This window comes from Castellaniella defragrans 65Phen, assembly GCF_000612685.1.
Classification (GTDB): Bacteria; Pseudomonadota; Gammaproteobacteria; order Burkholderiales; family Burkholderiaceae_B; genus Castellaniella; species Castellaniella defragrans.
This window is the reverse complement of sequence record NZ_HG916765.1, coordinates 2022953-2047573: the sequence shown is the minus strand read 5'-3', so window position 1 is coordinate 2047573 and position 24621 is coordinate 2022953. Positions and strand designations below refer to the sequence as shown.

Annotated in this window: 16 protein-coding genes; 5 read left to right on the top strand and 11 right to left on the bottom strand. The window is 70.7% G+C overall.

The genetic code is table 11. The features are described from left to right. Positions 1 to 16: 16 nt before the first annotated feature. On the top strand, positions 17 to 931 hold the full coding sequence (locus BN940_RS09140; RefSeq protein WP_043682345.1) for a LysR family transcriptional regulator: 915 nt from the start codon (positions 17 to 19) through the stop codon (positions 929 to 931). On the opposite strand, the gene recX is transcribed toward BN940_RS09140, so the two are convergent. Both recX and recA read right to left on the bottom strand, forming a co-directional pair. Beyond that, positions 932 to 1438: a recombination regulator RecX gene (gene recX / locus BN940_RS09135; RefSeq protein WP_052356071.1), complete on the bottom strand. Its 507-nt coding sequence runs from the start codon at positions 1436 to 1438 to the stop codon at positions 932 to 934. It abuts the gene before it with no gap. 22 nt (positions 1439 to 1460) lie between these two features. After that, positions 1461 to 2513 (bottom strand): recombinase RecA, encoded by a 1053-nt coding sequence (gene recA / locus BN940_RS09130; RefSeq protein ID WP_043682343.1) that lies wholly within the window; start codon positions 2511 to 2513, stop codon positions 1461 to 1463. Positions 2514 to 2821: 308 nt separating this feature from the next. Here recA and BN940_RS09125 point away from each other — a divergent pair, with 308 nt between their 5' ends. Genes BN940_RS09125 through BN940_RS09115 form a run of 3 tightly spaced genes read left to right on the top strand, consistent with a single transcriptional unit; the run spans position 2822 to position 6670 of the window. Further along, a complete protein-coding gene (locus BN940_RS09125; RefSeq protein ID WP_043682340.1) occupies positions 2822 to 3523 on the top strand; it encodes a response regulator in 702 nt (233 codons plus the stop codon). A gap of 16 nt (positions 3524 to 3539) precedes the next feature. Then, positions 3540 to 4991, top strand: a complete 1452-nt coding sequence (locus tag BN940_RS09120; RefSeq protein WP_148304933.1) for a sensor histidine kinase — start codon at positions 3540 to 3542, stop codon at positions 4989 to 4991. Between the two features lie 50 nt (positions 4992 to 5041). Then, on the top strand, positions 5042 to 6670 hold the full coding sequence (locus BN940_RS09115; protein ID WP_148305042.1) for an MFS transporter: 1629 nt from the start codon (positions 5042 to 5044) through the stop codon (positions 6668 to 6670). A gap of 460 nt (positions 6671 to 7130) precedes the next feature. Here the strand turns inward: BN940_RS09115 and BN940_RS09110 are convergent, their stop codons facing one another. Together BN940_RS09110 and asnB are read right to left on the bottom strand one after the other, a co-directional pair. After that, positions 7131 to 8621, bottom strand: coding sequence for a mannose-1-phosphate guanylyltransferase/mannose-6-phosphate isomerase (locus tag BN940_RS09110; RefSeq protein WP_052355743.1), 1491 nt, complete (start codon positions 8619 to 8621; stop codon positions 7131 to 7133). Positions 8622 to 8796: 175 nt separating this feature from the next. Next, positions 8797 to 10791 carry an asparagine synthase (glutamine-hydrolyzing) gene (gene asnB, locus BN940_RS09105; protein ID WP_043682337.1) on the bottom strand — a complete coding sequence of 665 codons (1995 nt, stop codon included), beginning with the start codon at positions 10789 to 10791 and terminating at the stop codon, positions 8797 to 8799. Positions 10792 to 11025: 234 nt separating this feature from the next. On the opposite strand from asnB, the gene BN940_RS09100 reads away from it, so the two are divergent. Then, entirely contained in the window at positions 11026 to 11931 is a 906-nt protein-coding gene (locus BN940_RS09100; protein WP_043682335.1) for a recombination-associated protein RdgC, read from the top strand. Positions 11932 to 12601: 670 nt separating this feature from the next. On the opposite strand, the gene BN940_RS18515 is transcribed toward BN940_RS09100, so the two are convergent. The 7 genes from BN940_RS18515 to BN940_RS09075 form a co-directional block, all read right to left on the bottom strand. Continuing rightward, positions 12602 to 12922 (bottom strand): hypothetical protein, encoded by a 321-nt coding sequence (locus BN940_RS18515; RefSeq protein ID WP_193786170.1) that lies wholly within the window; start codon positions 12920 to 12922, stop codon positions 12602 to 12604. A 2-nt stretch (positions 12923 to 12924) separates the two neighbouring features. Then, on the bottom strand, positions 12925 to 13446 hold the full coding sequence (locus BN940_RS09095) for an AAA family ATPase (RefSeq protein ID WP_242404310.1): 522 nt from the start codon (positions 13444 to 13446) through the stop codon (positions 12925 to 12927). Continuing rightward, complete coding sequence (locus BN940_RS19740; RefSeq protein ID WP_242404161.1) at positions 13356 to 13652, bottom strand: AAA family ATPase; 297 nt, start codon at positions 13650 to 13652, stop codon at positions 13356 to 13358. The genes BN940_RS09095 and BN940_RS19740 overlap by 91 nt, the downstream gene beginning before the upstream one ends. 220 nt (positions 13653 to 13872) lie before the next feature. Beyond that, positions 13873 to 15165, bottom strand: coding sequence for an aspartate carbamoyltransferase (locus BN940_RS09090; RefSeq protein WP_043686589.1), 1293 nt, complete (start codon positions 15163 to 15165; stop codon positions 13873 to 13875). A 149-nt stretch (positions 15166 to 15314) separates the two neighbouring features. After that, positions 15315 to 15782: a hypothetical protein gene (locus BN940_RS09085; RefSeq protein ID WP_052355742.1), complete on the bottom strand. Its 468-nt coding sequence runs from the start codon at positions 15780 to 15782 to the stop codon at positions 15315 to 15317. 169 nt (positions 15783 to 15951) lie between these two features. Further along, positions 15952 to 18432, bottom strand: coding sequence for a penicillin-binding protein 1C (pbpC, locus tag BN940_RS09080; protein ID WP_242404160.1), 2481 nt, complete (start codon positions 18430 to 18432; stop codon positions 15952 to 15954). Then, positions 18432 to 24407 (bottom strand): alpha-2-macroglobulin family protein, encoded by a 5976-nt coding sequence (locus BN940_RS09075; RefSeq protein ID WP_043682330.1) that lies wholly within the window; start codon positions 24405 to 24407, stop codon positions 18432 to 18434. Before BN940_RS09075 ends, pbpC begins: the two co-directional genes overlap by 1 nt. Between the last annotated feature and the right edge of the window lie 214 nt (positions 24408 to 24621).

The following is a 24621-nucleotide window of genomic DNA, read 5'->3' as shown; positions in this document are numbered from 1 at the left end:
AACATGAGAGAAATTCATGATTGAGCTTCGCCACCTGGAAACCCTGCTGGCCATCCGCGACGGCGGCAGCCTGCAGGAAGCCGCCGAGCGCCTGCACCTGACCCAGTCGGCCCTGTCGCACCAGCTGCGCGACCTGGAAGTGCGGCTGAAGACGCCGCTGCTGAACCGGCGCACCCGCCCCGCCCGCCTGACGACGGCGGGCCTGCGGCTGGTGGCGCTGGCCGAGGACGTGCTGCCGCGCGTGCGCGCGGCGGAACAGGAACTGCGCCGCCTGGCCGCCGGCCGCGCCGGCCGCCTGCACGTCGCCATCGACTGCCATTCCTGCTTCCAGTGGCTGATGCCCACGCTGGACACCTTCCGCAAGGACTGGCCGGAGGTTTCCCTGGACCTGACGGCGGCGTTTTCCTTCGCCCCCCTGCCCGCCCTGGCGCGCGGCGACCTGGACGTGGTGATCACCTCCGACCCGGAGCCGCTGGAATCGGTGGACTACACGCCACTGTTCGCCTACGAGCTGGTGCTGGCGGTGGCCAGCCAGGGGCCGCTGGGCGCGGCCGGCCGCGTCCTGCCGGAGGACCTGGCCGACCAGGTGCTGATCACCTACCCGGTCGACCGGAGCCGGCTGGACGTCTACACGGCTTTCCTGGACCCGGCCGGCGTGGAGCCCGCCGCCGTGCGCACGGCGGAGCTGACGCCCATGATCGTGCAGCTGGTGGCCAGCGGCCGGGGCGTGGCGGCGCTGCCCAGCTGGGCGCTGGAGGAATACAGGAACCTGCCGGGATTGCGGATCTGCCGGCTGGGATCGGGCATCTGGCGCACCCTGCAGGCCGGCGTGCGCGCCGAGGACGTGGAAACCCCCTACATCCAGGCCTTCCTGGAGCAGGCCCGGCGCACGTGTTTCGAGACCCTGCCGGGCATCCGCGCGCCGGGCTGATCAACGGTCCAGCAGGCGCCGGATGCAGTCGGCGGAAAACCCCCGCCCCGCCATGAAGCGGTACTGCCGCGCGTATTCGCGGGGATCGGCGGGCGGCTGGCCGAACTTGCGCTGCCAGACGGCGCGCGCGCGATCGGCTTCGGTGGCGCGCAGGGAATCCCGCAGGCCGGCCAGCTCGTCGTCGGCCAGCCCCTGCTGGCGCAGGGCGCCCAGGATGCGCTGCGCGCCCTGGCGCGCGGCGGCGCGGTGGGCGTAGGCCTGGGCGTAGCGCTGGTCGGACTGCCAGTGCTCGCGCGCGAGTTCGTCGAGCACGGCTTCGATGGCGGCGGGATCGTCGCACCAGGCGGAGAGCTTGCGCCGCAGTTCCTGGCGGGAATGCTCGCGCCGGGAGAGGTAGGCGACGGCCCGCGCCTTCAGGCTGGGGCCGGAACCGGCGCCAGGCCTGGCCCCGGACCCGCGCCGGGACGGGCCATCGCCGTCCGGCGATGCGGCATCGCCGCCGGACACGGCGCTGAAGCCGTCGCCGGCCCTATTCCCCATCGGCGGCGGAAGCGGCGGGCACGGCCCGCGGGACGATGCCCAGGTGCTCGCGCACCCGGTTCTCGATCTCGAAGGCCATGTCCCGATGCTCTTTCAGGTAGTCGCGGACGTTGTCCTTGCCCTGGCCGATACGCTCGCCGTTGTAGCTGTACCAGGCGCCGGACTTGTCGATCAGGCCGGCCTGGACCCCGAGGTCGATGATCTCGCCCTCGCGGGAGATGCCGGTGCCGTACATGATGTCGAACTCGACCTGCTTGAACGGCGGGGCGACCTTGTTCTTGACGATCTTGACGCGGGTTTCGTTGCCGACGACCTCGTCGCCCTTCTTGATCGAGCCGATGCGGCGGATGTCCAGACGCACCGAGGAATAGAATTTCAGCGCGTTGCCGCCCGTGGTGGTCTCGGGGTTGCCGAACATGACGCCGATCTTCATGCGGATCTGGTTGATGAAGATCACCATGCAGTTGGCGCGCTTGATCGTGGCGGTGAGCTTGCGCAGGGCCTGGCTCATCAGGCGGGCCTGCAGGCCGGGCAGCGAATCGCCCATGTCGCCCTCGATTTCGGCCTTGGGCACCAGGGCGGCGACCGAGTCGATCACGATCAGGTCGACCGAGCCCGAGCGCACCAGGGCGTCGGTGATTTCCAGGGCCTGCTCGCCGGTGTCGGGCTGGGAGATCAGCAGGTCTTCGAGATTGACCCCCAGGCGCGCGGCGTACTGCACGTCCAGGGCGTGCTCGGCGTCGACGAAGGCGCAGGTGCCGCCGATCTTCTGCATTTCGGCGATGACCTGCAGGGTGAGCGTGGTCTTGCCGGAGGATTCGGGGCCGTAGACCTCGACCACCCGGCCGCGCGGCAGGCCCCCGACGCCCAGGGCGATGTCCAGCCCCAGCGAACCGGTGGACACGACCTGGATGTCGTGCTCGACCTGGTTGTCGCCATAGCGCATGATGGAGCCCTTGCCGAACTGCTTTTCGATTTGAGACAGCGCGGCGGCCAGCGCCTTGGCGCGTTCGGGGTTGGCCTTGCCGGAGCGTTCATCCATGAGGGAATTCCTATCGTGAGTGACGGGCCGCCGGGACCCGGGCCAGGGATCGGCCGGGTCCGCCTGCGGCGGGATTCGGGAAATTATGGCATTAATTATACTGTATGAAAATACAGATGTGCCAATTCGATCCCGGCCGCGCCGGCGGGGCCCGGCGCCGGCGGCCGCCCGGCCTTTCCCCGGCGTCCGGTGCCGCGTCCGTCGCGGCGCCCATCGTTTACCCTAATGACCCGGCGGGGCCGCGCATGCCACAATGGCGGCAGTCAGGGCGCCCGGGCGCCCGCCTCTCCCTGGATGTCATTCCCGCCATGCGTATCCTGATTGCCGAGGACGACAGCATTCTCGCGGACGGGCTGTCCCGATCGCTGCGCTACGACGGCTATGCCGTGGACGTCGTCAGCGACGGCTCCAGCGCCGATTCCGCGCTGCAGCTGCAAGCCTTCGACCTTCTGATCCTGGACCTGGGCCTGCCGCGCCTGGACGGCCTGTCCGTGCTGCGCAAGCTGCGCCAGCGCGGCACCCCCCTGCCGGTCCTCATCCTGACGGCCGCCGACTCCATCGAGCAGCGCGTCGAAGGCCTGGACCTGGGCGCCGACGACTACATGTCCAAGCCCTTCGCCCTCAGCGAACTCGAAGCCCGCGTGCGCGCCCTGATCCGCCGCCACGGCGGCGCGCGCGCCTCCGTCCTGCGCCACGGGCGCCTGGCCTTCGACCTGAACGGGCGCGTGGCCACCATCGACGACGCCGCCGTCGAACTGTCCGCCCGCGAGACCAGCCTGCTGGAAATCTTCCTCTCGCGCAGCGGCCGCATGATCAGCAAGCACCAGCTGGTCGATCTGCTGTGCGAATGGGGCGAGGAAGTCACCACCAACGCCATCGAGGTCTACATCCACCGGCTGCGCAAGAAGATCGAGCCCGCCGGCGTCCACATCCTGACCGTGCGCGGCCTGGGATACTGCCTGGAGCCCGACAACCGCTCCGTGCCGGCGGACGCGGCGGCCGTCGGCTGACGGCGCGCTCCCCGCCATGTTCGCCGACCCGGTACCGCGCAGGCCCCGCCGCCGCCGCGCGACCCTGCTGGGCCGCATCCTGCTGTGGATGATCGTGCCGCTGTTCGTGCTGTGGTCGATCGGCATCGTCATCACCTACTTCATCTCCCTGAACATCGCCAATTCGCCCTACGACCGGACGCTGGCGAGCCACCTGCGCCTGCTGCGCCACGAGGTCGAGCAGCAGCGCCTGGCCGGCGGCGTGGCGCTGTCCGAATCGGCCCGCACGGTGCTGGCCGGCAGCGCCGACGAATCGGCCACCAGCTGGCAGATCCTGGACGCCAACGGCCACCTGCTGGCGGGCGATCCCAGCATCCCCACGCCGGAAAACTGGGGCTACGACATCGACCAGATCCGCTTCCGCAACGCGTCGCTGAACCACCAGTCCATCCGCATGGCCTATGTGTGGGGCGGGCGCGACCAGGACGGCACCGGCTTCCTGACGGTCGTGGCCGAGCCGGCCGAGGCGCGCGCCACGCTGCAGCAGGAAATCCTCACCGGCATGCTGACGCCCCAGCTCATCATCCTGCCGCTGGCCGCCATGCTGGCCGGGCTGGGCCTGACCCAGGGCCTGGAGCCGCTCAGCCTGCTGCAGGAGCACATGCGCCGGCGCAAGCCCAGCGACCTGTCCCCCATCCGCGACGACCTGGCACCGGCCGAGATCGTGCCGCTGATCGCCTCCATGAACAACGTGCTGCAGCGCCTGTCCGACTCGATCGAGTCCCAGCGGCGCTTCGTCGCCAATGCCGCCCACCAGCTGAAGACCCCGCTGGCCGGCATCCGCACGCAATGCGAACTGGCGCTGCGCGAGCAGGAGCCCGCGCGCATGCGCGACAGCCTGCAGCAGCTCATCACCGGCTCCCAGCGCGCCACCCGGCTGGTCAACCAGCTGCTGCTGCTGGCGCGGGCGGAATCGATCGACCCCAACCAGTCCCGCACCACGGAAGTGCTCGACCTGCTGCCGCTGGCCGAGGCCTGCACCCTGGAATGGGTCGAGACCGCCCTGCAGCGCCGCCTCGACCTGGGCTTTGAATCGCCCGGCGAGCCCCTGCCGGTCTTCGGCAACGCGGTCATGATCCGCGAACTGCTGAACAACCTGATCGACAACGCCCTGCTCTACACGCCCGCCGGCGGCCGGGTCACCGTGCGCGCGCTGCCCGAGGGCGACCGGGTCTGCCTCGAAGTCCAGGACTCCGGCCCCGGCATCCCGCCCGAAGAGCAGTCCAAGGTCTTCGACCGCTTCTACCGGATCCTCGGCCACGGTGCCGAAGGCAGCGGCCTGGGCCTGGCGATCGTGCGCGAGGTCGCCGAACACCACCACGCCACCATCGCCTTCCTGCCGCCCGGCAACCACCGCGATCCCGTCAGCGCCGGCACCCGGCTGCGCGTTTCCTTCCCCCGCGACGATGCGCCCAGGACCCGATCATGAACCGAGCCCGACCCATGCCGCACGATGCCATGGACGAAGCCAACCGTCCCATGACCCACGAGGAACGCCGCGTCATCCTGGCGTCCTCGATGGGCACCGTCTTTGAATGGTATGACTTCTACGTCTACGGATCCCTGGCGGCCGTCATCGCCCAGCATTTCTTCACCGGCCTGAACCCCACGGCCGGCTTCATCTTCGCCCTGCTGACCTTCGCAGCCGGCTTCGCCGTGCGGCCCTTCGGCGCCCTGGTGTTCGGCCGGCTGGGCGACATGGTCGGGCGCAAGTACGCCTTCGTGGTCTCGATCCTGGTGATGGGACTGTCCACCTTCCTGGTGGGCGTGTTGCCCTCGTCGGCCTCGATCGGCACGGCCGCGCCCATGATCCTGCTGCTGCTGCGCCTGCTGCAGGGCCTGGCCCTGGGCGGCGAATACGGCGGCGCGGCCGTCTACGTGGCCGAGCACGCCCCGCAGGGCCGGCGCGGCTTTTTCACCAGCTGGATCCAGACCACCGCCACCACCGGCATGTTCCTGTCGCTGGTGGTGGTGCTGGGCACCCGCGCCACGCTGGGCCAGGAGGCCTTCGACGCCTGGGGCTGGCGGGTACCGTTCCTGATCTCCGTGCTGCTGCTGGTGATCTCGGTCTGGATCCGCCTGCGCCTGCATGAATCGCCCGCCTTCACGCGCATGAAGAGCGAAGGCCTGGTCTCGCGCGCGCCCATCAAGGAAGCCTTCGGGCGCTGGCGCAACCTGCGCCTGATCCTGCTGGCCCTGATCGGCCTGACGGCCGGCCAGGCCGTGGTCTGGTACACCGGACAGTTCTACGCGCTGTACTTCCTCACCGAGACGCTGGGCGTGGACGCCAACATCGCCAACATCCTGGTGGCGCTGGCCCTGCTGCTGGCCTGTCCGTTCTTTCTGGTGTTCGGCGCGCTGTCTGACCGGATCGGCCGCAAGCCCATCATCATGACCGGCTGCCTGATCGCCGCCCTCACCTATTTCCCCGTGTTCAAGGGCCTCACCCACTACGCCAACCCGGCGCTGGAACGCGCGCAGAACCAGGCGCCCGTGTACGTCGTGGCCAATCCCGAGGACTGTTCGCTGCAGTTCAATCCCGTGGGCATCGCCTCCTTCACCAGCGCCTGCGACCTGCTCAAGGCCTTCATGGCGAGCCATTCGGTCCACTACATCAACCAGACCGCCCCCCCGGGCACCATGGCCTACGCCCTGGTGGGCGAACAGCGCATCGACTCCTTCGACGGCACCTCGCTGCCGCGCGCGGAATTCGCCCGCCGCAACGCGCGGCTGCAGGAAGAACTGCGCCAGGCGGTGCGCAACCACGGCTATCCGGCCTACGCCGATCCGTCCCAGATCAACTTCACCATGGTGCTGCTGCTGCTGTTCTTCCTGGTGCTGCAGGTCACCATGGTCTACGGGCCGATCGCCGCCATGCTGGTGGAAATGTTCCCCACGCGCATCCGCTACACCTCCATGAGTGTGCCCTACCACATCGGCAACGGCTGGTTCGGCGGCTTCCTGCCGCCCGTGGCCTTCGCCACGGTGGCCACCACAGGCAACATGTACGACGGCCTGTGGTATCCGATCGCGGTATGCATCATGACGCTGGTCGTGGGCCTGCTGTTCGTCAAGGAAACCCGGCACAACGACCTGAACGCGCCCTAGGACGCCGGATTCACGGTCTCCGGCGAGCAACTCGCGCAGGCTGGTGACGATCCAGGGCCGTGATCCAGGGCCGTGATCCAGGAATGCGATTCAGGAGTGCGGTCCGGGGCCGCAATTCAGAGTCGCGTCAGGCGTGCGGCTCTAGAATGGCGGGGCACGCCGACGCTTGCCCGGGCGCTTCGATCCCCTTTGTCCGCCCGGGCATCCCAGCCGCCGGCTGCCGCCGTCCGCGCCCCCCGCGAGCTCCTTTTCGTGCGCGCGGACGGATGCCCTCCCGGCCCGGCCTCGTCCGGGCCGTTTTTTTCCAGCGCTGGAGGCCGGCGCGCCCAGGGCCCAGCGCCCAGCCCGAAAGCCAGGAACCGGGCGTCCTGCGCCTGGATCCCATGCCGGGTACTGGATGCTGGATGGGCTGGAGACCGGATATCGAACGCGGGATGCCGGAAGCCGAAGCCAGCGGGTCCTAGCCGCCCGAAAGATCCTCCTCGGGCAGTTCCGCCAGGCCCGCTCCCGCCGTCTCGCTGCGCCCGTAGGCGTCCTCGAAGCGCACGATGTCGTCCTCGCCCAGGTAGGTGCCGGACTGCACCTCGATCAGTTCCAGCGGAATGGTGCCGGGGTTTTCCAGGCGGTGCTTGGTACCCAGGGGGATGTAGGCGGACTGGTTCTCGGTCAGGAAGAACGTCTCGCCGTCGCGCGTGACCCGCGCCGTCCCCTTGACGACGATCCAGTGCTCGGCCCGGTGATGGTGCAGCTGCAGCGACAGGCGCTCCCCGGGGCGCACGATGATGCGCTTGACCTGAAACCGGTCTCCCGCGTCGATCGACTCGTAATGCCCCCAGGGCCTGAAGACCCGATGCGACACGAGCGCCTCCGGGCGCCCCTGGCCTTTCAGCTCGGCGACCAGGCCGCGGATGTCCTGCACCCGGTCGCGCGCCGCGACCAGCACCGCATCCGCGGTATCGACCACCACCACGTCCTCCAGCCCCAGCAGGGAAACCAGGCGGCCGTCGCTGCGTGCGTAGACGTTGCGGCAGCCGACCGCCTGGACGTCGCCCTGCAGCGCGTTGCCCTCGCCGTCGCGCGCGGCGATCCGCCACAAGGCGTCCCAGGAGCCGATGTCGCTCCAGCCGGCGGCCAGCCCGACCATCGCCACCTTGTCGGCGTGCTCCATGACGGCATAGTCCACGGACTCCGCGGGGCAGCCGAGAAACGCCGCCGCCTCGATCCGCGTGAAGTCCCCGTCGTCGCGGGTGCGCGCCATGGCGGCCCGGCACGCCCGCAGGATGTCCGGGCGCAGGCGGCCCAGGGCGTCCAGGTAGGCCGAGGCCCGGAACAGGAACATGCCGCTGTTCCAGTGGTAGTTGCCCGCCGCCAGGTAGGCGGCGGCGCGCTGCGCGTCCGGCTTCTCGGAAAAGGACTCGACCGCGTGGACGCCGGGCAGGCCGTCCAGCGGCTCGGCGCTGGCGCGCACGTAGCCGTAGCCCGTCTCGGGCCGGTCCGGTAACACCCCGAAGGTCACCAGCCAGCCCGCGCGCGCCGCCGGCGAGGCGCTCTGCACCGCCTGCCTGAAGGCGGCGCGATCCTCCAGGGCGTGGTCCGAGGGCAGGACCAGCAGCAGGGCGTCGGCGCCGTCGCGCGTCGCGCGCAGCGCGGCCAGGGCGATGGCGGGGGCCGTGTTGCGGCCCTCGGGTTCGAGGATGAGCGTGCCCTGGGCCGGAAAGCCGGCCTGGCGCAGATGCTCGGCCGCGAGGAAGCGGTACGCCTCGTTGGCCACGGCGATGGGGGCGCCCTGCGGCAGGTCCGCGACGCGCAGCCAGGTGTCCTGCAAGGGGGAACGGCCGTCGAACAGCGGCAGGAACTGCTTGGGATGATGCTCCCGCGACATCGGCCACAGCCGCGTCCCCGATCCCCCGACCAGCAGGACGACGCGCAGCGGCAGGGTTTCAGGAGACATGGCGCTTCGGGGAAAACGATCCGTTCATCGGGCAAAGGCTCAGGGTTGATCAAGGAATGGGCCGGCCATCGAGCAGCCGGCGGCCGGCCCCCCGCCGCCTCGGAGACGGCGTCTGGATGCGATCTTAGCGCATCCCCGGGGCCGGAAGGCGCGCGGATGCACGTCCTTGGGGCCTTTATCCTTCCAGGCCCGCGCCGGACGCGCCGCGCTCCCGCGTCCGTTCCAGCCAGGCCTGGAACATCAGCACGCCCCACAGGGGATACTGCCCGTTGTGGCGCCCGGACACATGCTCCGCCCACATCCGCCGGATCGGCTCCGGCCGCAGAAAGCCTTCGCGCCGCAGGCGCGATTCGTCCAGCAGGCTTTCCGCCCAGTCGCGCAGCGGGCCACGCAGCCAATGGTCCACGGGGACGCTGAACCCCATCTTGGGCCGCTCGATCAGTTCCCGGGGGACGTGCCGGTACAGCACCTGCCGCAGGATCCATTTGGTCGTGCCGCCGCGCAGTTTCATGGACTGCGGCAGCCGCCAGGCGAATTCCACCACCCGGTGGTCCTGGAACGGCATGCGGCCTTCCAGGGATACGCCCATGGCGGCCCGGTCCACCTTGGCCAGAATGTCGTCGGGCAGATAGCTGACGGTGTCCAGGACCATCAGGCGCTGGATGTCGTCCAGGCCTTCCAGCGGCAGGGGCCGGCCGCGCAGGCAGGTCGGGGGCTCGCGGCCGCCGATCACCACGTCCGCCGGCTCCCAGCGGGTGATCGACTCCAGGTACAGGTCGTCGATGCGCCCGGCCGACAGCATGCGGGCGCCCCGGTGCATTTTTTCGCCGGCCAGGGCGCTGCGCAGCGGTCCGGGCAGCACCGGCCGCAGCGGCCGGAACACGGCGTTCCAGGCCTCGGGCGACAGCGTACGGATGCCTGCGGCCGCCAGCCGCCGCAGGCCGTGCGGCACACGCGCGAAGCGGTTCCAGCGCCGGCTGTTGTGCAGGTAGCGGCCGTAGCCGGCGAACAGTTCGTCTCCCGCGTCGCCCGACAGCGCGACCGTGACATGCCGGCGCGCGAGCTGCGCCACCAGGAAGGTCGGGATCTGCGAGGAATCGGCGAAGGGCTCGCTGTACAGGTCGGGCAGCCGGGGGATGACGTCCAGCGCCTGTTCCGGCGTGACGTACAGCTCGGTATGCTCGGTGCCCAGGTGCCGGGCGACCGCCTGGGCGTGCTCGGCCTCGTTGTAGTCCTGCTCGTGGAAACCGATGGAAAAGGTCTTGACCGGCCGCGCGGACTGGGCCTGCATCAGCGCCACCACGGTCGAGGAATCGATGCCCCCCGACAGGAAGGCGCCCAGCGGCACGTCGGCGAGCATCTGCTGGCGCACGGCGGACTTGAGCAGATCCTCCAGCGCATCGGCGGCTTCCTGGTCGGACCCGGCGAACGGCGCGCGGCTGCCGGCCACGGCGACCTCCACGAGCGACCAGTAGGCCTCGATCCGCGGCTCGCGCCGGTCGAGCGACACCGTCAGCAGGCAGCCCGCCGGCAGCTTGGAGATGCCGCGGTAGATGGAATGGGGCGCGGGAATGTAGTTGTACCGCATCAGCAGGCACAGGGCGTCGCGGTCGACGTCCGCCGCGCAGCGCGGATGCGCCCGCAGCGCCTGGAGCTCGGAGCCGAACAGGAAGCAGGCCTCGTCCCCGGCGCCCTGCCAGCCGTAGTACAGGGGTTTTTCGCCCAGGCGGTCGCGTCCCAGGGTCAGGACGCGCGCCTGCGTGTCCCAGACGGCGAAGGCGAACATGCCGATGCAGCGCTCCACCGTCGCCCGGATGCCCCAGGCCGCGAAGCCCGCCAGCAGGGTTTCGGTGTCCGAATGGCCGCGCCAGCCCGGCGCCAGGCCGGACTGCTCCAGTTCCCGGCGCAGATCCAGGTGGTTGTAGATCTCGCCGTTGAAGACGATCACGTGGCGCCCCGAGGGGCCCGTCATGGGCTGGTGCCCCGCCGCCGAAAGGTCCAGGATGGACAGGCGCCGGTGGGCCAGCCCGATGCCCGAGCCGTCGGCCCAGACGCCGGCGTCGTCCGGCCCGCGCGACACGATGGTGCCGGCCATACGCTCCAGGATGACGGCAGCCGCATGCGCGTCACGCCCGCCGCCGCTGTCCAGAAAACCCGCCAAACCGCACATTGCGCCTTCCTTTCGATCGTCGTCCGCCCGCCGGTCCGCCGGCGCGCCCGCGCATTTCAAGATTGCCGGCCCGCGATGCCGGATTCGATGGAGGCATAGCATATACCAATCGCCCGCCGGCCCCTGCGCGCACCGCCGCGCCTGTGAGCTGCACGGGATCGGCCGCCGGGGACTTTACCGCGTACAATCAAGGCCCATTTTCACCGCCGCCCGCCGGCCCCGCCGTACAAGACCATGTGGTTCAAGAATCTCAAACTCTATCGCCTCGCCCCCAACGCCTCCCTGACCCCCGCCGACCTCGAAGCGGCCCTGGAGCCGCTCGCCTTCCAGCCCGGCGGCAGCCAGGACAGCCAGGTGTCGGGCTGGCTGCCGCCGCGCGAGGACAGCGGCCTGGTCTACGCGCAGCACGGCCAGATCCTGCTGAACCTGCACACTGAAAAGAAGCTGCTGCCGGCCACGGTCGTCAACCAGGCCAGCCGCGCGCGTGCCCTGCAGATCGAGGAGCAGCAGGGCTACAAGCCCGGGCGCAAGCAGATGAAGGAGATCAAGGAGCAGATGACGATGGAGCTGCTGCCGCGCGCCTTCGTCATCGCCCACGACACGCGGATCTGGATCGACACCGTGAACCGCTGGGTGGCCATCGACGCCGCGGCCGCCGCGCGCAGCGACGAGGTCCTGGGCCTGCTGGCCAAGACGCTCACGCCCTTCCCCATCGTGCCGCTGCACGTGGAGATGTCGCCCGCGGCCGCCATGACGCTGTGGCTGTCCGAGGACGAACCCCCGGCCGGCTTCTCCGTCGACCAGGACACGGAACTGCGCTCCACCGGCGAGTCGCGCGCCACCGTGCGCTACGTGCGCCAGACGGTGGAGCTCGACGAGGTCCGCCGCCACGTCCAGGCGGGCAAGCAGTGCACGCGTCTGGCCATGACCTGGAACGACCGCGTGTCCTTCGTGCTGACCGACAACCTGGACATCAAGCGCGTGGCGCCGCTGGACGTGCTGAAGGAACACCAGGACGCCCAGGCCGCCAACGAGGCCGAGCAGTTCGAGGCCGACTTCGCCCTGATGGCGGGCGAACTGGCGCGCCTGCTGGACGACCTGGTCGCGGCGCTGGGCGGGATGCGGTCGGATACGAAGTAGAAACAGGGCCCCCCACGCTGCGCCTTCGGCTTGCTGCCCCCCCATGGGGGGCGCATTTTGCCTTGGGGCGGCCCGGCGGCAAAACAGGGCCCCCACGCTGCGCCTTCGGCTTGCTGCCCCCCCATGGGGGGCGCATTTTGCCTTGGGGCGGCCCGGCGGCAAAACAGGGCCCCCACGCTGCGCCTTCGGCTTGCTGCCCCCCCATGGGGGGCGCATTTTGCCTTGGGGCGGCCCGGCGGCAAAACAGGGCCCCCACGCTGCGCCTTCGGCTTGCTGCCCCCCCCCATGGGGGGCGCATTTTGCCTTGGGGCGGCCCGGCGGCAAAACAGGGCCCCCACGCTGCGCCTTCGGCTTGCTGCCCCCCCATGGGGGGCGCATTTTGCCTTGGGGCGGCCCGGCGGCAAAACAGGGCCCCCACGCTGCGCCTTCGGCTTGCTGCCCCCCCCATGGGGGGCGCATTTTGCCTTGGGGCGGCCCGGCGGCAAAACAGGGCCCCCACGCTGCGCCTTCGGCTTGCTGCCCCCCCATGGGGGCGCATTTTGCCTTGGGGCGGCCCGGCGGCAAAACAGGGCCCCCCACGCTGCGCCTTCGGCTTGCGTCCTCCTCGCGGCTTGCATGCCGCGAGGATCCATCAACGGACGTTGCTGTTTCAGCGGCGCTCAGGGCGCGATCAAACGGCGCAGGCCGTCACGCAGTTTGCCAAAACTGAGCGAGAGATTGCGATCCGGGTCCAGCAGGGGGCCAATACCACCACGACGGCATCGATACCAGGGGTTTTACCGTACCCCCGCAATGCCAAAGGCAGCCGGTCAAGCAGTATCCGTTTCGATGCATCCGCGCCGGGCTTCAAATGCTTCGGGATGCGCCCAATACCTTTGTAAGAATGCGTTCGCCATGTGTGCGGATCGCCCTGTTCGCCAAGCAGCTTGGGCAGTACGGCTTCGAGCAGCTTCTCTCCGGATACATCTTCCACCAGAAACTCGATGTGCATGCCTACCTCGCATCGAGATAATCGCTGTACCACAGCCCACCCGGCGGCAAGCCTTCGGCCACCAGGTTCCTGACCATCTCCAATTCGGATACCCGGCGTATCGTCGAATAGCCATCGGCACCCTTTTCCAGAATCCACACTTCCTCGGGTGCCAGCGCATCGACGAAATACGGTTGATGCGTCGTCACAAAAATCTGTGGCGCATGTTTCTTGCCGCTTGCATGCGCACGAAACTCCTGCGCCAGGGCCTCCAGCAGCTTGTGATACAAGCCATTCTCGGGCTCCTCGATGCAGATGAATGGCGGCGGATCGGGATCTTCCAGCAGCAGAAGATAGGCAAACACCTTGAGCGTGCCATCGGACATCTGCTGCGCAAAGAATGGATCGTCGAACGCGCCATCATTGAAACGCAGCAACACCCGCTTGTCCGCCGTCACCTCCGTGTCGATCCTAGCAATGCCGGGGATCTTGCTGGCGATACGATCCAGAATGTTCCTGAACCGGTCCTTGTGCTCCCGCTCCATGAACTGCACGACGTTTCCACATCCATGGCCAGACAGTCGGCCACGAAGCCGAACGCATCGAACAAGGAGCTCTTGCCTACACCGTTCTTGCCGATGACCACTGTAAAAGGCGTCAGGGGCTCGCCTCCCTGGCCGGATGATTTTCCCAGCGTCACATCGCGCAACGCACGGAAGTTCCGGACGCGAAATCCTTCGATAATGGCCATACTGATCATTCCTTGCGAGTTGATGCTCCAGGCTGCCCGAAACCGGGCGGCGGGCCATGGACAAAACCAGCCATCGCCCGGCTGCGCCATTTTTACATGGAAGGACACGCGCCAAACACATCAGAAGATCTTCGGCTCAAGCGCAGCCACGCGCCCTTCACGCACGATCAGCCGGGACGGTGTTCATTCGGCACGGCGATCCAGGCGACCGCCCGCGAGATCAATCGATCCCGTGGAACACGCTGTCATCCGGCCCGATGTGGGACGGCGGCGTCCAGGTCACGTCGCGCAGCGAATGCTGCACCAGGCCTTCGACGCCCATCAGCACGGCGAAGATCGCCATGCGCACCGGGATGCCGTTGTCCGTCTGGCGGAAGATCGCCAGGCGCGGATCGTGGTTCAGGTCGGTGCTGAGGTCGTTGGCGCCCTCGCGGCTGTCGCGCGGCAGCGGATGCATGACAATGGTGTCCGGGCCGCAGCAGGCGTCCACGATGGCGCGGTTGACCTGGAAGTCGGCCGAATAGCCCTCCAGGCTTTCGCCCGAGAAGCGCTCCTTCTGCACCCGGGTGGCATAGACCACGTCGGCGCCCTTCAGGCCGGCGGCCAGGTCGTGGGTCTGCTCGATGACGTGGCCGTTGCGGCTGGCCTGGTCCAGCAGGTAGTCCGGCATTTCCAGGCCCGGCGGGGACACCAGGGTGAACTTCATGCCGCGGTACAGGGCCAGCAGCTTGATCAGCGAATGCACCGTGCGGCCGTATTTCAGGTCGCCGGCCATGGCGATGTGCGCGCCGTCCAGCAGTTTCCCCAGCCGGGAGAATTCCGTCAGGATGGTGTAGAGGTCCAGCAGCGCCTGGCTGGGGTGCTCGCCCGCGCCGTCGCCGCCGTTGACCACGGGGATGTTGGTCGCGGCGGCGAACTCGGCCACGGAGCCCTTTTCGGGGTGGCGGATCACCATGGCATCCACGTAGCCGCTCATCACGCGGCTGGTGTCGTAGATGGATTCGCCCTTGGCCATGGACGAGAAGGTGAAGCCGGTGGTGTCGCACACCGAGCCGCCCAGGCGGCAGAAGGCCGCGCCGAAGCTCACGCGGGTGCGCGTGCTGGCCTCGAAAAACAGATTGCCCAGCACCGCGCCTTCCAGGACGCGCGAAACCTTCTGCCGCCGGGCGATGGGCTGCATCAGGTCGGCCACGCGGAACAGTTCCTCGACGGACTCGCGCGTGAACTGGTCCACGGACAGCAGCTGGTGCTTGTTGTCGATGGCGATGCGGTCGCGCAAAGGCCCGGATTGTGCGCTCTGCGCATACTTCTGCATCAGGGCGTCGTTTTCCACGATCTCGGTGACGAAGCGGGACACCACTTCCGGCATCGTCCGCGCTTCCTGCGAGCCTTCCGGCAGCAGCCAGGTATCCAATGCGCGGCGCTTGACTCCGATACGGGCCGCGAACACGTCGCGGGTCAGGTTCAGGCGGCGCATCGCGTCGCGCAGAAAGACTTGCTGGGAAATCGCCATCATCGGCTCCTATATACGCAATGCGTAGATTTTTACCGATACAGCGTCATCGCGGCAAGAAAAAATTGCAGTCCCGCGCCGACCACATCAAAAAAACAACGCGGCGCGAGCCGGGATGCGGCGCCAGTTCCAGGAGGGTCGCGCCCCCCTCAGAACCCGCCCGTGGACGGCGAAGCGTCCACGCCGGCGACCGAGCGGGCGGCCAGTTCGGCGTTGCGCGCCGAGCCCACGCCGAAGGCGAGCTGCTGCTGGGTGATCGGCGCGGCATAGCCGGGCGCGGCCAGCATGGTGCGGCCCACGACCAGCGCCAGCCGCAGGCCGGGGTTCGCCGCCGTGGCTTCGCGCAGTTTGCGCAGCCCCTCGTCGCTCAGGATCAGCACCAGGATGCCGTCGCCCTTCTGATCGGTCGCCGACTGGATGCCGATCAGATCGCTGCGGCCGATCACCGCCGTGGGCCGCACGTACAGCATGCCCGAGGGCTTCAGGCTGACCGGCGTCCAGCCGGGCCGGGACCGCACATCGGCCAGGAACACCCGCAGGTCCAGCGCCTTGCGGTTCTCGGTGATGGCATGCCGGAGCCCCACCTGCGTCGGCGTCGCGGCCGGCACGGCGGCCATCTCGTCTCCCCCGCTCCGCGACCCGGGCGGAACCTGGCACCCCGCCAGGCCCAGCACCATCGTCCCCGCCAGAGCCGCCGACCAAAGCCTGCCTCCACTGCACGGATTGCGCATCCCTCGCCTCCTTTGCATCTTGTTCATGCCCGCATGATGGCATATTTCGCTGTGATCAATGTTTACCCTGAGGAACAGAATGGTTCCCCGGATCCCGGCCGCCCGCGCGGCCTCCGGCCGGGACACCGGCCGGGATCCTTGCTGGAACCCCGTCTGGAGTCCCTGCTGGAGTCCCGTCTGGAACCCCATCTGGAAGCCCGGTTGGAATACTGGCTGGAACCCCGGCCGCGAACCGCGCGCCCCGGACGACGACCCGGGACCGGTCCAGCACCCCGCCGGCGGCATCCCGCAGCTCGAACACGTGCGCGCCCGGACGCGGCGCCCAGTCCGGCGCCCTGTCCGCACCGCCGTAGGGTTCGCCATCCAGAAACCAGCGCGCATCGTCCACCGGCCGGGAGACGGCATCCACCGCCCGCAGGCGCAGGCGCTGGCGGTCCCAGGGAATGTCGGGGTCCAGGGCCAGGATGGTGCCGTCCACGGGCTCGGCGATGCGCGGCCGGCCGGGATCCGCCCGCGCGTCCGGCGGCGCGAAGCGGGCCTGGGCCGTGTCCCCCAGGAAATACTCGGTGCGCGCGGGTTCCAGCCCCTCGCCAAAGGACACGGCCTGCTCCACGACGCCCGGCGGCCGCGGCGGCGCCGGCGGGACATGGTCCCGGTAGAGCCAGTCGAACACGTCGTGCCAGATGGGGCCGGCGCCGCTGACGCCCGACACGTTGCGCATGCTGGCGCCGGCGCTGTTGCCCACCCACACACCGACGGTGTAGTCGGCCGACCAGCCCACGCACCAGTTGTCGCGCATGTCGCGGCTGGTGCCGGTCTTCACCGCGGTCCAGAAGCGCGTGGTCAGCGGGCTGTCCAGGCCGAAGGTGCGGGCGCGCGCGGGACGGTCGGCCAGCATGTCGCCCACGATCCAGGCGGCTTCGGACGAATACAGCCGGCTGCCCGCCTGAACCTCGGCGCCGGGCCGCGCCCGCAGGTTCACGGGCGCGTAGTCGCCCCCCCGCGCCAGCGCCCGGTAGGCGTTGGCGAGGGACAGCAGCGTCACGTCCGCCGAGCCCAGCGCCAGGCTGTAGCCGTAGTAGTCCCCGTCCCGCGCCAGGGGCAGGCCCAGCGCCGTCAGGCGGCCGGCCAGCGCGTCGGGGCCGACCAGCATCAGGGTGCGCACGGCCGGCACGTTCAGGGAAGAGGCCAGCGCCGTGCGCGCGCTGACCCAGCCGCCGAAGCGGTGGTCGTAATTGTCCGGCACGTAGAGCCCCCCGCCCCCGTCCAGCCCCACCGGGCTGTCATCCAGCAGCGAGGCGGCCGTCAGGCGCCGCTCGTCCAGCGCCAGGGCGTACAGAAAGGGTTTCAGGGTCGAGCCCGCCTGGCGGATGGCGCGCGCATGGTCCACGTCGGCGGCCTCGGACAGCGCGCCCGACGAGCCCACGTAGGCGAGCACGGCGCCGCTGCGGTTGTCGAGCACCACCACGGCCGCGTCGGTCACTCCGGTGCCGCGCAATTCGCCCAGGCGCCGGCGCACGGAACGCACCGCCGCCGCCTGCAGGCCGCTGTCCAGCATGGAACGGATCTCGCCGCGCGCATCGGCCCGCCCGGCCTCCCACAGCAGCCGCGCCCAGTGCGGCGCCAGCGCCGGGGTGTCGAAACGCGTCTCGCGGGCGCGCGCCAGGGCCGCCTGCGTGAAGTCCCGCAAGCCCCGGCATTCGCCCGGCCGGCCCAGCTCGCGCAGCAGTGCGCAGCCGCGCTGAACCAGCGTCGGAACCGGCGCGTTCGGCCCGCGCAGCAGCACGGCGGCCAGGGCGGCCTCGCGGAAGGTCAGGCCCGAGGCATGCTTCTGGAACAGCACCCGGGACAGGGCATCGACGCCGACCAGCTCGCCGCGCCAGGCCGCCAGGTTCAGGTAGGCTTCCAGGATCTCGGACTTGGTCCAGCGGGATTCGAGCGCCCAGGCCGCCTGCATTTGGTCGAGCTTCTGCAGGATGCCGCGCCCGCCGGGCCCGCGCCGCAGGTCAGGGTCCAGCAGGGCCGCGAGCTGCATGCTCAGGGTCGAGGCGCCGCGCCGGGCGCCCGTGCCCCAGGCCGACGACCAGGCCGCCGAAGCGCTCGCCAGCCAGTCCACCCCGCCATGCGCGTAGAAGCGCCGGTCCTCGGACGCCACCACGGCCCGCTGCAGAGCGGCCGAGACTTCGGCCAGAGGCAGCCAGTCGCCGCGCCGGCTGGAGAAATCCGTGCGCAGGCGCTGCAGTTCCCGCCCGTCCGCGGCCAGCAGGCGCGCGTCCGAAGGGCGCCAGGCCGCCCGAACGGCCGCGTAGTCCGGCGGAAAGGCGTCCGGAGGCTGATGCTGGGGCTGGACCAGGTCCCTTGGCGAGGACCGGCCCTCCATCGGGCGCTGGCCCTCCACCGGCGGCGGGACCGGAGACTGGACCTGGGCCGGAACCCGCGCCAGGGCCGCCGGCACCACGGCCAGCGCCACGGCCAGACTCAAACCCAGACCCAGCCCGCCCGCCGCGGCCCGCAGGCGCCGGCCCACGGCGTCCATCAGGGCTGGGGCGCCACGCGCAGGGGCGCGTTGGGCGCGCTGCCGAAGACATCCGGCTGGTACAGGGCCTCGGCGCGCGTCGGCGGCAGTTGGTAGTCCCCCGGCACGTTCAGCCGCACCGTGTATTCCAGCGTCCGCTCGCCCGGCTCCATGACCTCGTAGTAGGCGCGGAACACGCCGGCGTCCCGTTCCGCGAAGCTGGGCCGGTTCCACCAGTCCTCCTGGTTCTCGCCCGCCGCCGCCAGGCTGGAATCCCGCCCCAGCCCGCCGCCCAGGATGGAGGCGCCCGCCGGCACCGGATCGCTGATCACGGACCAGACCAGGGCCTCCCGGACCTGGACGCGCAGACGCACGCGGTAGACGTCGCCCACCGACCAGCGGCCGGCTTGCGCCTTGAATACCGGCGTCACCGTGCGCTCGACCCGCAGGCCGGCGTCCACGGCCTGGGTCTGGGGCACGGCGGCGCGCGCCGCGACCGTGGCCCAGCCGCCGCCCCGCCCCTGCTGGGCGATTTCCAACGCGCCCTTGCGCGCCGGGGGCCAGGGCAGGTCGAGCGTCTGGCGGCGGATGCCGTCGGCCTGGGGCATGTCGGCCCAGGCCAGCACGGCCGGCTCACCCGGCGGCAGGGCTACGCGCACCGCGCCCTCGCCCGCATGGGTTTCCGTCGCGCGGGCGAACTGGTCCACCGCCAGGGTGCCCAGGGCATTGGCCGCGGTCGTGGACCAGGCGCCATCGCGCTGCATGGCCAGCAGGCCGGTCAGCAGGCGCGGCAGGTCCGCGCGCCAGCCGGGCCGGTCCAGCACCGTCATCAGCAGGCGGGCCTGCGCCGTGGCGGCATTGCTCATCAGCCACCAGCCCGAGTTCGCCGTCTCGTCGGCCAGCGCCAGCGAAGTGCCCCGCCGCGCCAGCCGTGCGCGCAGCACGGCCTCGGCCTGGGCCGACAGGGCGTCACGGTCGTCCAGCTCCGGCACGTGCCGCAGGATCGACAGCCAGGTCACCACGGCGGCCGTCGGCCAGTCGTCCACGGCCAGGGCGAAGCTGTCCAGCATGCCGGGCTGCCAGGCGCCTGCCAGCGCCAGCGCGTCGACGGCGATCAGCTTGCGCCAGAAATCGTCCTGCACGGGCGCCCAGCCGTCTTCCGTCAGACGGCCGAACACGTAGTCCTGCAAGGCCGCCAGCATGCGCTCGCGCGTCCCGGCCGGCAGATCGTAGGCCGGGACCTGCGCCCGCGCGGCGAGTTCCAGCAGGTGCGCCGTCAGCACCACGCTGCCGCGCCCGCCGGGGAAATACGACAGCAGGCCGGACTCGGTCTGGTAGTCGGGCAGGCGCTTCATCAGGGCCTGCCACGCGGCCGGATCCCGCCGCCCGAGCGCCTTGGCGCTGAGCTGCTCGACGCAGGTGTAGGGATAGGCTTCCAGCCAGGCGCGCACGCCCGGCAGGGAGCCCGCCAGGCTGGACTGCAGGCTGACCCGGACGCCACCGCGCGGCAGCCCCGACGCATCGGCCAGCGCCCGCGCCGAGGCATCCACCGGCACCCGCTGCGGCACCCCGTCCGCGATCCGCAGCAGCGTGGCCTGGCGCACCGTCACCGGCACGGCGGGCAGCAGCGTCTGCGTGACGACGATCCGGTCGGCCGCCGCCTCGCCCTCGATGGTGCGCGCCTCGAAGCGCCACTTCAGCGCCTCGGTCTCCGACCGGCCGGACAGCATTGGCGCCGTCACCGGCCAGGCCACGGTCTGCGCCGCCCCCGGTTCGAGTTGCAGGGCCTGCTCGGGCAGTGCCTGCTCGACACCGTCGGCCGCAGCCACGGCCGCCGACAGCGCCAGCGTCATCGGCCGCGCCGTGCGGTTGCGCACCGTCGCGCGGGCCTCGTAGCGGTCGCCCTCGCGCGCCACCAGGGGCAGCCCCGACACCACCTGCAGGTCCTGGGTGCTGACGATGTCGGTGAAGCCCGTGCCGAACATCCCCTGCCCCTGGTCGACCACGGCCACCAGGCGGAAGCGCGTCAGGGAATCGTTCAGCGGCACCTCCAGCGTGGCCTGGCCCTGCGCGTCCAGCGTCAGGTCGCCGCGCCACAGCAGGCGCGTGTCGAACAGCTCGCGCGTGGCGTTGAAGCCGCCGCCCCCGCCTGCCGCCACCGCCTTGCGGCCGTAATGGCGGCGCCCGACGACCTCGCCCTGGCCGGTGGCGGTCTCCACGCCGTAGTCGCGCTCCACGCGCATGGCGCCCAGCAGGTCCCAGCTGGCGTTGTCGCGCAGTTCCAGCAGGGCCTCGTCCACGGCGGCGAAGGCCACGCCGGCCCCGGCGGCCGGCGTGCCGTCGGGCAGGGTCGCCTGGATGCGGACCTTGGCATGCTGGCGCACCTGGTAGGCGTCGCGGTCGGCCTCGACCTTGACCTGCAGACGGTCGGCCTCGCTCTGGACGCGGATGCCTGCCAGGCCGAAGCGGAACGCCGGCTTGGCCAGGTCCACCAGCCCGGCGGGCTCCGGCGCGGCGTCCGACCGGGCGGCGCGCGCCTGCATCCAGTCCAATGGATGGCGCCAGCCCCACTCGAAGAACGAGGTCCAGGGCACCTGGCGGATACGGCCGCGCACGACCAGCACCGAGACGTAGACGTTCGGCCCCCAGCCCGCTTGCACGGGCAGGCGCACCACGGGCTCGTCGCCATCCAGCTCGACCACGTGGGTTTCCAGCACGCCCTCGCGCTCCACCGCCACCAGCGCGCGCGCCTGGCGGAACGGCATGCGCACGGTGAATTCGGCGGTCTCGCCGGGCTTGTAGTCGGCCTTGGCGGGAATCACGTCGATCCGGTCGTCGTTGCCCTCGCCGAACCAGGCCTCGCCGCCCCAGACCCAGATCGAGGTCGATGCGCGCGACACGCGCGACTGCGCGTCGCGGGCCTGGGCGGACAATTCGATCCGGCCGTCCCGGTCCAGGCTGACCGGGCATTCCAGCATGCCCTTCGCATCGGTATTCCCCTGGCACAGCGTACCCAGGGAGGCGACCCGCTCATGGGAATCGTAGGCGTAGAACCCGCCCACCAGGCGCTTGCGGGTGCTGTAGGTGGTGCGCACGCGCCCATCGAGCTGAACCGGCACGCCGGCCTGAGGCCGTCCGGCCGTGTCCAGCGCCAGCAGCGTGACGCTGGACTTTTCCCCGCGCGACATCCAGCGGCCCGTGCGCAGGCCAACCACCACGTCCGCGGGCCAGACCCGCGCCGTCTGGGCCAGCGTCTGGATCTCGCCGGCGGGATCGGCGAAGGACGCCTCGAACAGCCAGGACTGGGGCTCCGCCGGGTGCGGCAGGTCCGTCAGGTCCACCCGCGCCCCGCCCTGGCCGTCCAGGCGCAGCGGCCGCCGGTCCAGGATCAGCCGCCGCAGGCCGGCAGCCGCGGGGCCGCCGGATTCCGGATCCCCGGACTGCGCGTCGTCCCCCTCGGCCGACGGCTCCATGCCGAAGCTGAAGTCGCCGTACCCGGCGAAATCCGGCGTCAGGGGCCGCGCCACCGCCGACAGCGTGGCGGGCAGGTCGCGCGCCGGTCCGCCCGAGATCCAGGACAGCTGCAGATCGGCCCGCACTGACGGCGGAGCAACCAGCGGCCCGGCGGCCTGCGCCTCGCCGCCCGTAATCTTCAGCGAACCCGTCAGCAGCGGCAGCTTGAAGGACTCGACGCGGAATTCGCCGGCGTGCAGCCAGGGCGCCCACTCGTCGTCCGGCTGGTCCGTCACGGGCTGCAGTTCGATCGAGTAGCTGCCCAAATGGGCCTTGCGCGGGATCGTGTAGTCGACCAGGGCGTACTGGCCGCCGCTGGGGCTGGTTTGCCAGTGCAGGGCCAGGGTCTGCGCATCGCCCGAACCGTCGTGCGTCAGGCGGACCTGCGCGGGCAGGCGGTCGGCGGGCAGGTTTTCCACGCCGGCCCGGCTCAGGCGGCGCAGGAACAGCTTCATGGAGACCGTCTCGCCCACCCGCAGCAGCGTGCGGTCCAGCACCGCATGGGCCACCAGGTCGGGATCGCGGGACCGGCTGACCGGCACGTTGAAGCGCCAGGGCTCGATCCCCCGGTCCCAGTTCGACCAGGCGAAGGAAAAATCCGCCTGGCCATGGGCCTGGGGATGGTCGGCGGGAATGCGCGCCGTGACGAACACCCCCGATTGCTCCACGCCTTCGCAATACCGGTCCGTCGGCACGGGCGTGTCCGCATGCCAGATCCCCTGCGCGTCGGTCTGCCCGTCCAGCAGGCGGCGGCCATCGCAGTCGAGCACCGCCACCCGCGCGCCCGCCACCGGCCGGCCCTGGTCCAGCGTGGTCACCCAGACCAGGGTGTCGTCGCGCCCGGCCTTCAGGTGGACCGCCAGGTTCGTCACTAGCACCGCCGAGCGCACGTGCATGACCTGCTCGTCCGCCGCCGCGCCCTCGCGTTTCAGCAACGCGGCTCCCAGGCGGGGCGAGGCGACCTCCAGTACGTGCAGGCCGGGCTCGGCGAGAGGAATGCCGACCATCTCGATGTCCTGGCCCTCCGCATCCCGCACGCCGGGCAGCGCCAGCGTCCGGACCTCGTCCTTGGGGCCGAACACGGAACGCGCGCGCACGTCGATGAGGGGTTCGCCTTCGCGGGCCTCGCGCGGCGGGCGCAGCGCCAGCCGGTCGGCGAACTGGCCGGCCGTGAGCGAGCCCTCCTGGAGATTCCTCACCCGGGCATACCATTGCAGGGCCTGGACGTCGTCGGTGATCACCTGGTCGCGCGCCTGGCCGGCGGACAGAACGAGCTCACGGGTCTGCAATTGCGGCTCCACTCGGCGCAGTGCCAGCGGCGCCAGCGCGGGCCGGTCCTGGCCCGGCGCGCCCTCGGCGAAACGCTCCACGATGCCGAACGTGCCGGAGGCGAACTTCGCCAGCGGCGGCATGGCGTCCATCGTGATCGCCAGGGGAAAGCGGTCGGCGTTGGCCAGCGGCATGCCCATGTCGTCGCGCAATGTCTCGGGCAGCGTCAGCGTGAGGGTAGACCGCTCCTGGAAGGGGGGATCGAATTGCAGGGTCTCGACCGCGTCGCCCGACGGCTCATTGTCATCGGGACCGAACTGCCGCGCCACACGCGGTTCCTGCGTGCCGTTCAGCGCGACGCGCGACGCCAGTTCCCGAGGCACGGGCCTGGAAAAAGCCACGAGAATGGGAAACAGCGGCGAACACGGCGCTTGCGCGTTCGTGCGCGTGCAGCTCATGACGGCATTGAAGGCGGTGCGGACCTCGAAGTCCTCGGCCAGCCCTGCCGTGGACGGCACGCCCGGCCGGCCCGCCTGCTCCACGGAACGCACGCCGGGCGCCACCACCAGCCGCACCCGCGCCTTGGACGGCAGCAGGCGCTTGCATTGCAGCAGGCGGGCGTCGTCCCAGGCGTCCGTCTCGCCGTAGCCGGCGACCGCCTTCAGGATCCGCGCGCGGTCGACGCCCGTCACCAGGCGCACCGGCACGGCCTCGCCCAGGCCTTCGACTTCGCAATGACTGTGCTGCAGCAGGGACTGCGTGTCCGGCGCGGCGTTGAAGCGCAGCACGAAGACCTGGTCTTCCGCGATGGTGCGGTCCCAGGGGCGGACCAGGCGGGCGCGCGGCCCGCCGGTGGCGAATCGGCGGGTGTCGCCGGCCAGCGGCCGGCCCTGCAGGTCGCGGAAATCGGGGTTGGGTTTCGCCTGGCACGACACCGCCCCGGCGAACGGCTTGTCGAAGACATAGATCCAGTGCTGCGGATCGGTCCAGCGGCCCGCGCCCTTGACGGCGTCATCGTCGCACGCGATCAGGAACGGATCGGCCGCCCCGTCGTCGCCCAGCGCCACGGCGGGCGCATCGAAATCGGCCTGCACGCGGGCGATCCGGGCCATCATGCCCTCGGGGGAGAACCGCGTCACCGACAGGGCCGAGGCGGAGGCGGAACCGCACAGGATCAGCGCCGCCAGCGCGATGCGCGAAAGAAGATGCCGCATGGAGGACTTCCCGGATCGTTGCTGTTTTTATGCCAGGGTCCAGATTACCATCGGGACCGGGGCGCGGCCATCGCGCGACGGGCGGCTGATCGCCCTTCCATTGCCGCCGTCCGCCCTCCTCTCCGCCGCGGGCGGCGGGCGGCGCGCTATGCGATAATCCCGGACTTCCGGCCCCGGGCGCAACGCACCGGGGACCGGGGCGGGCCTCTAGCTC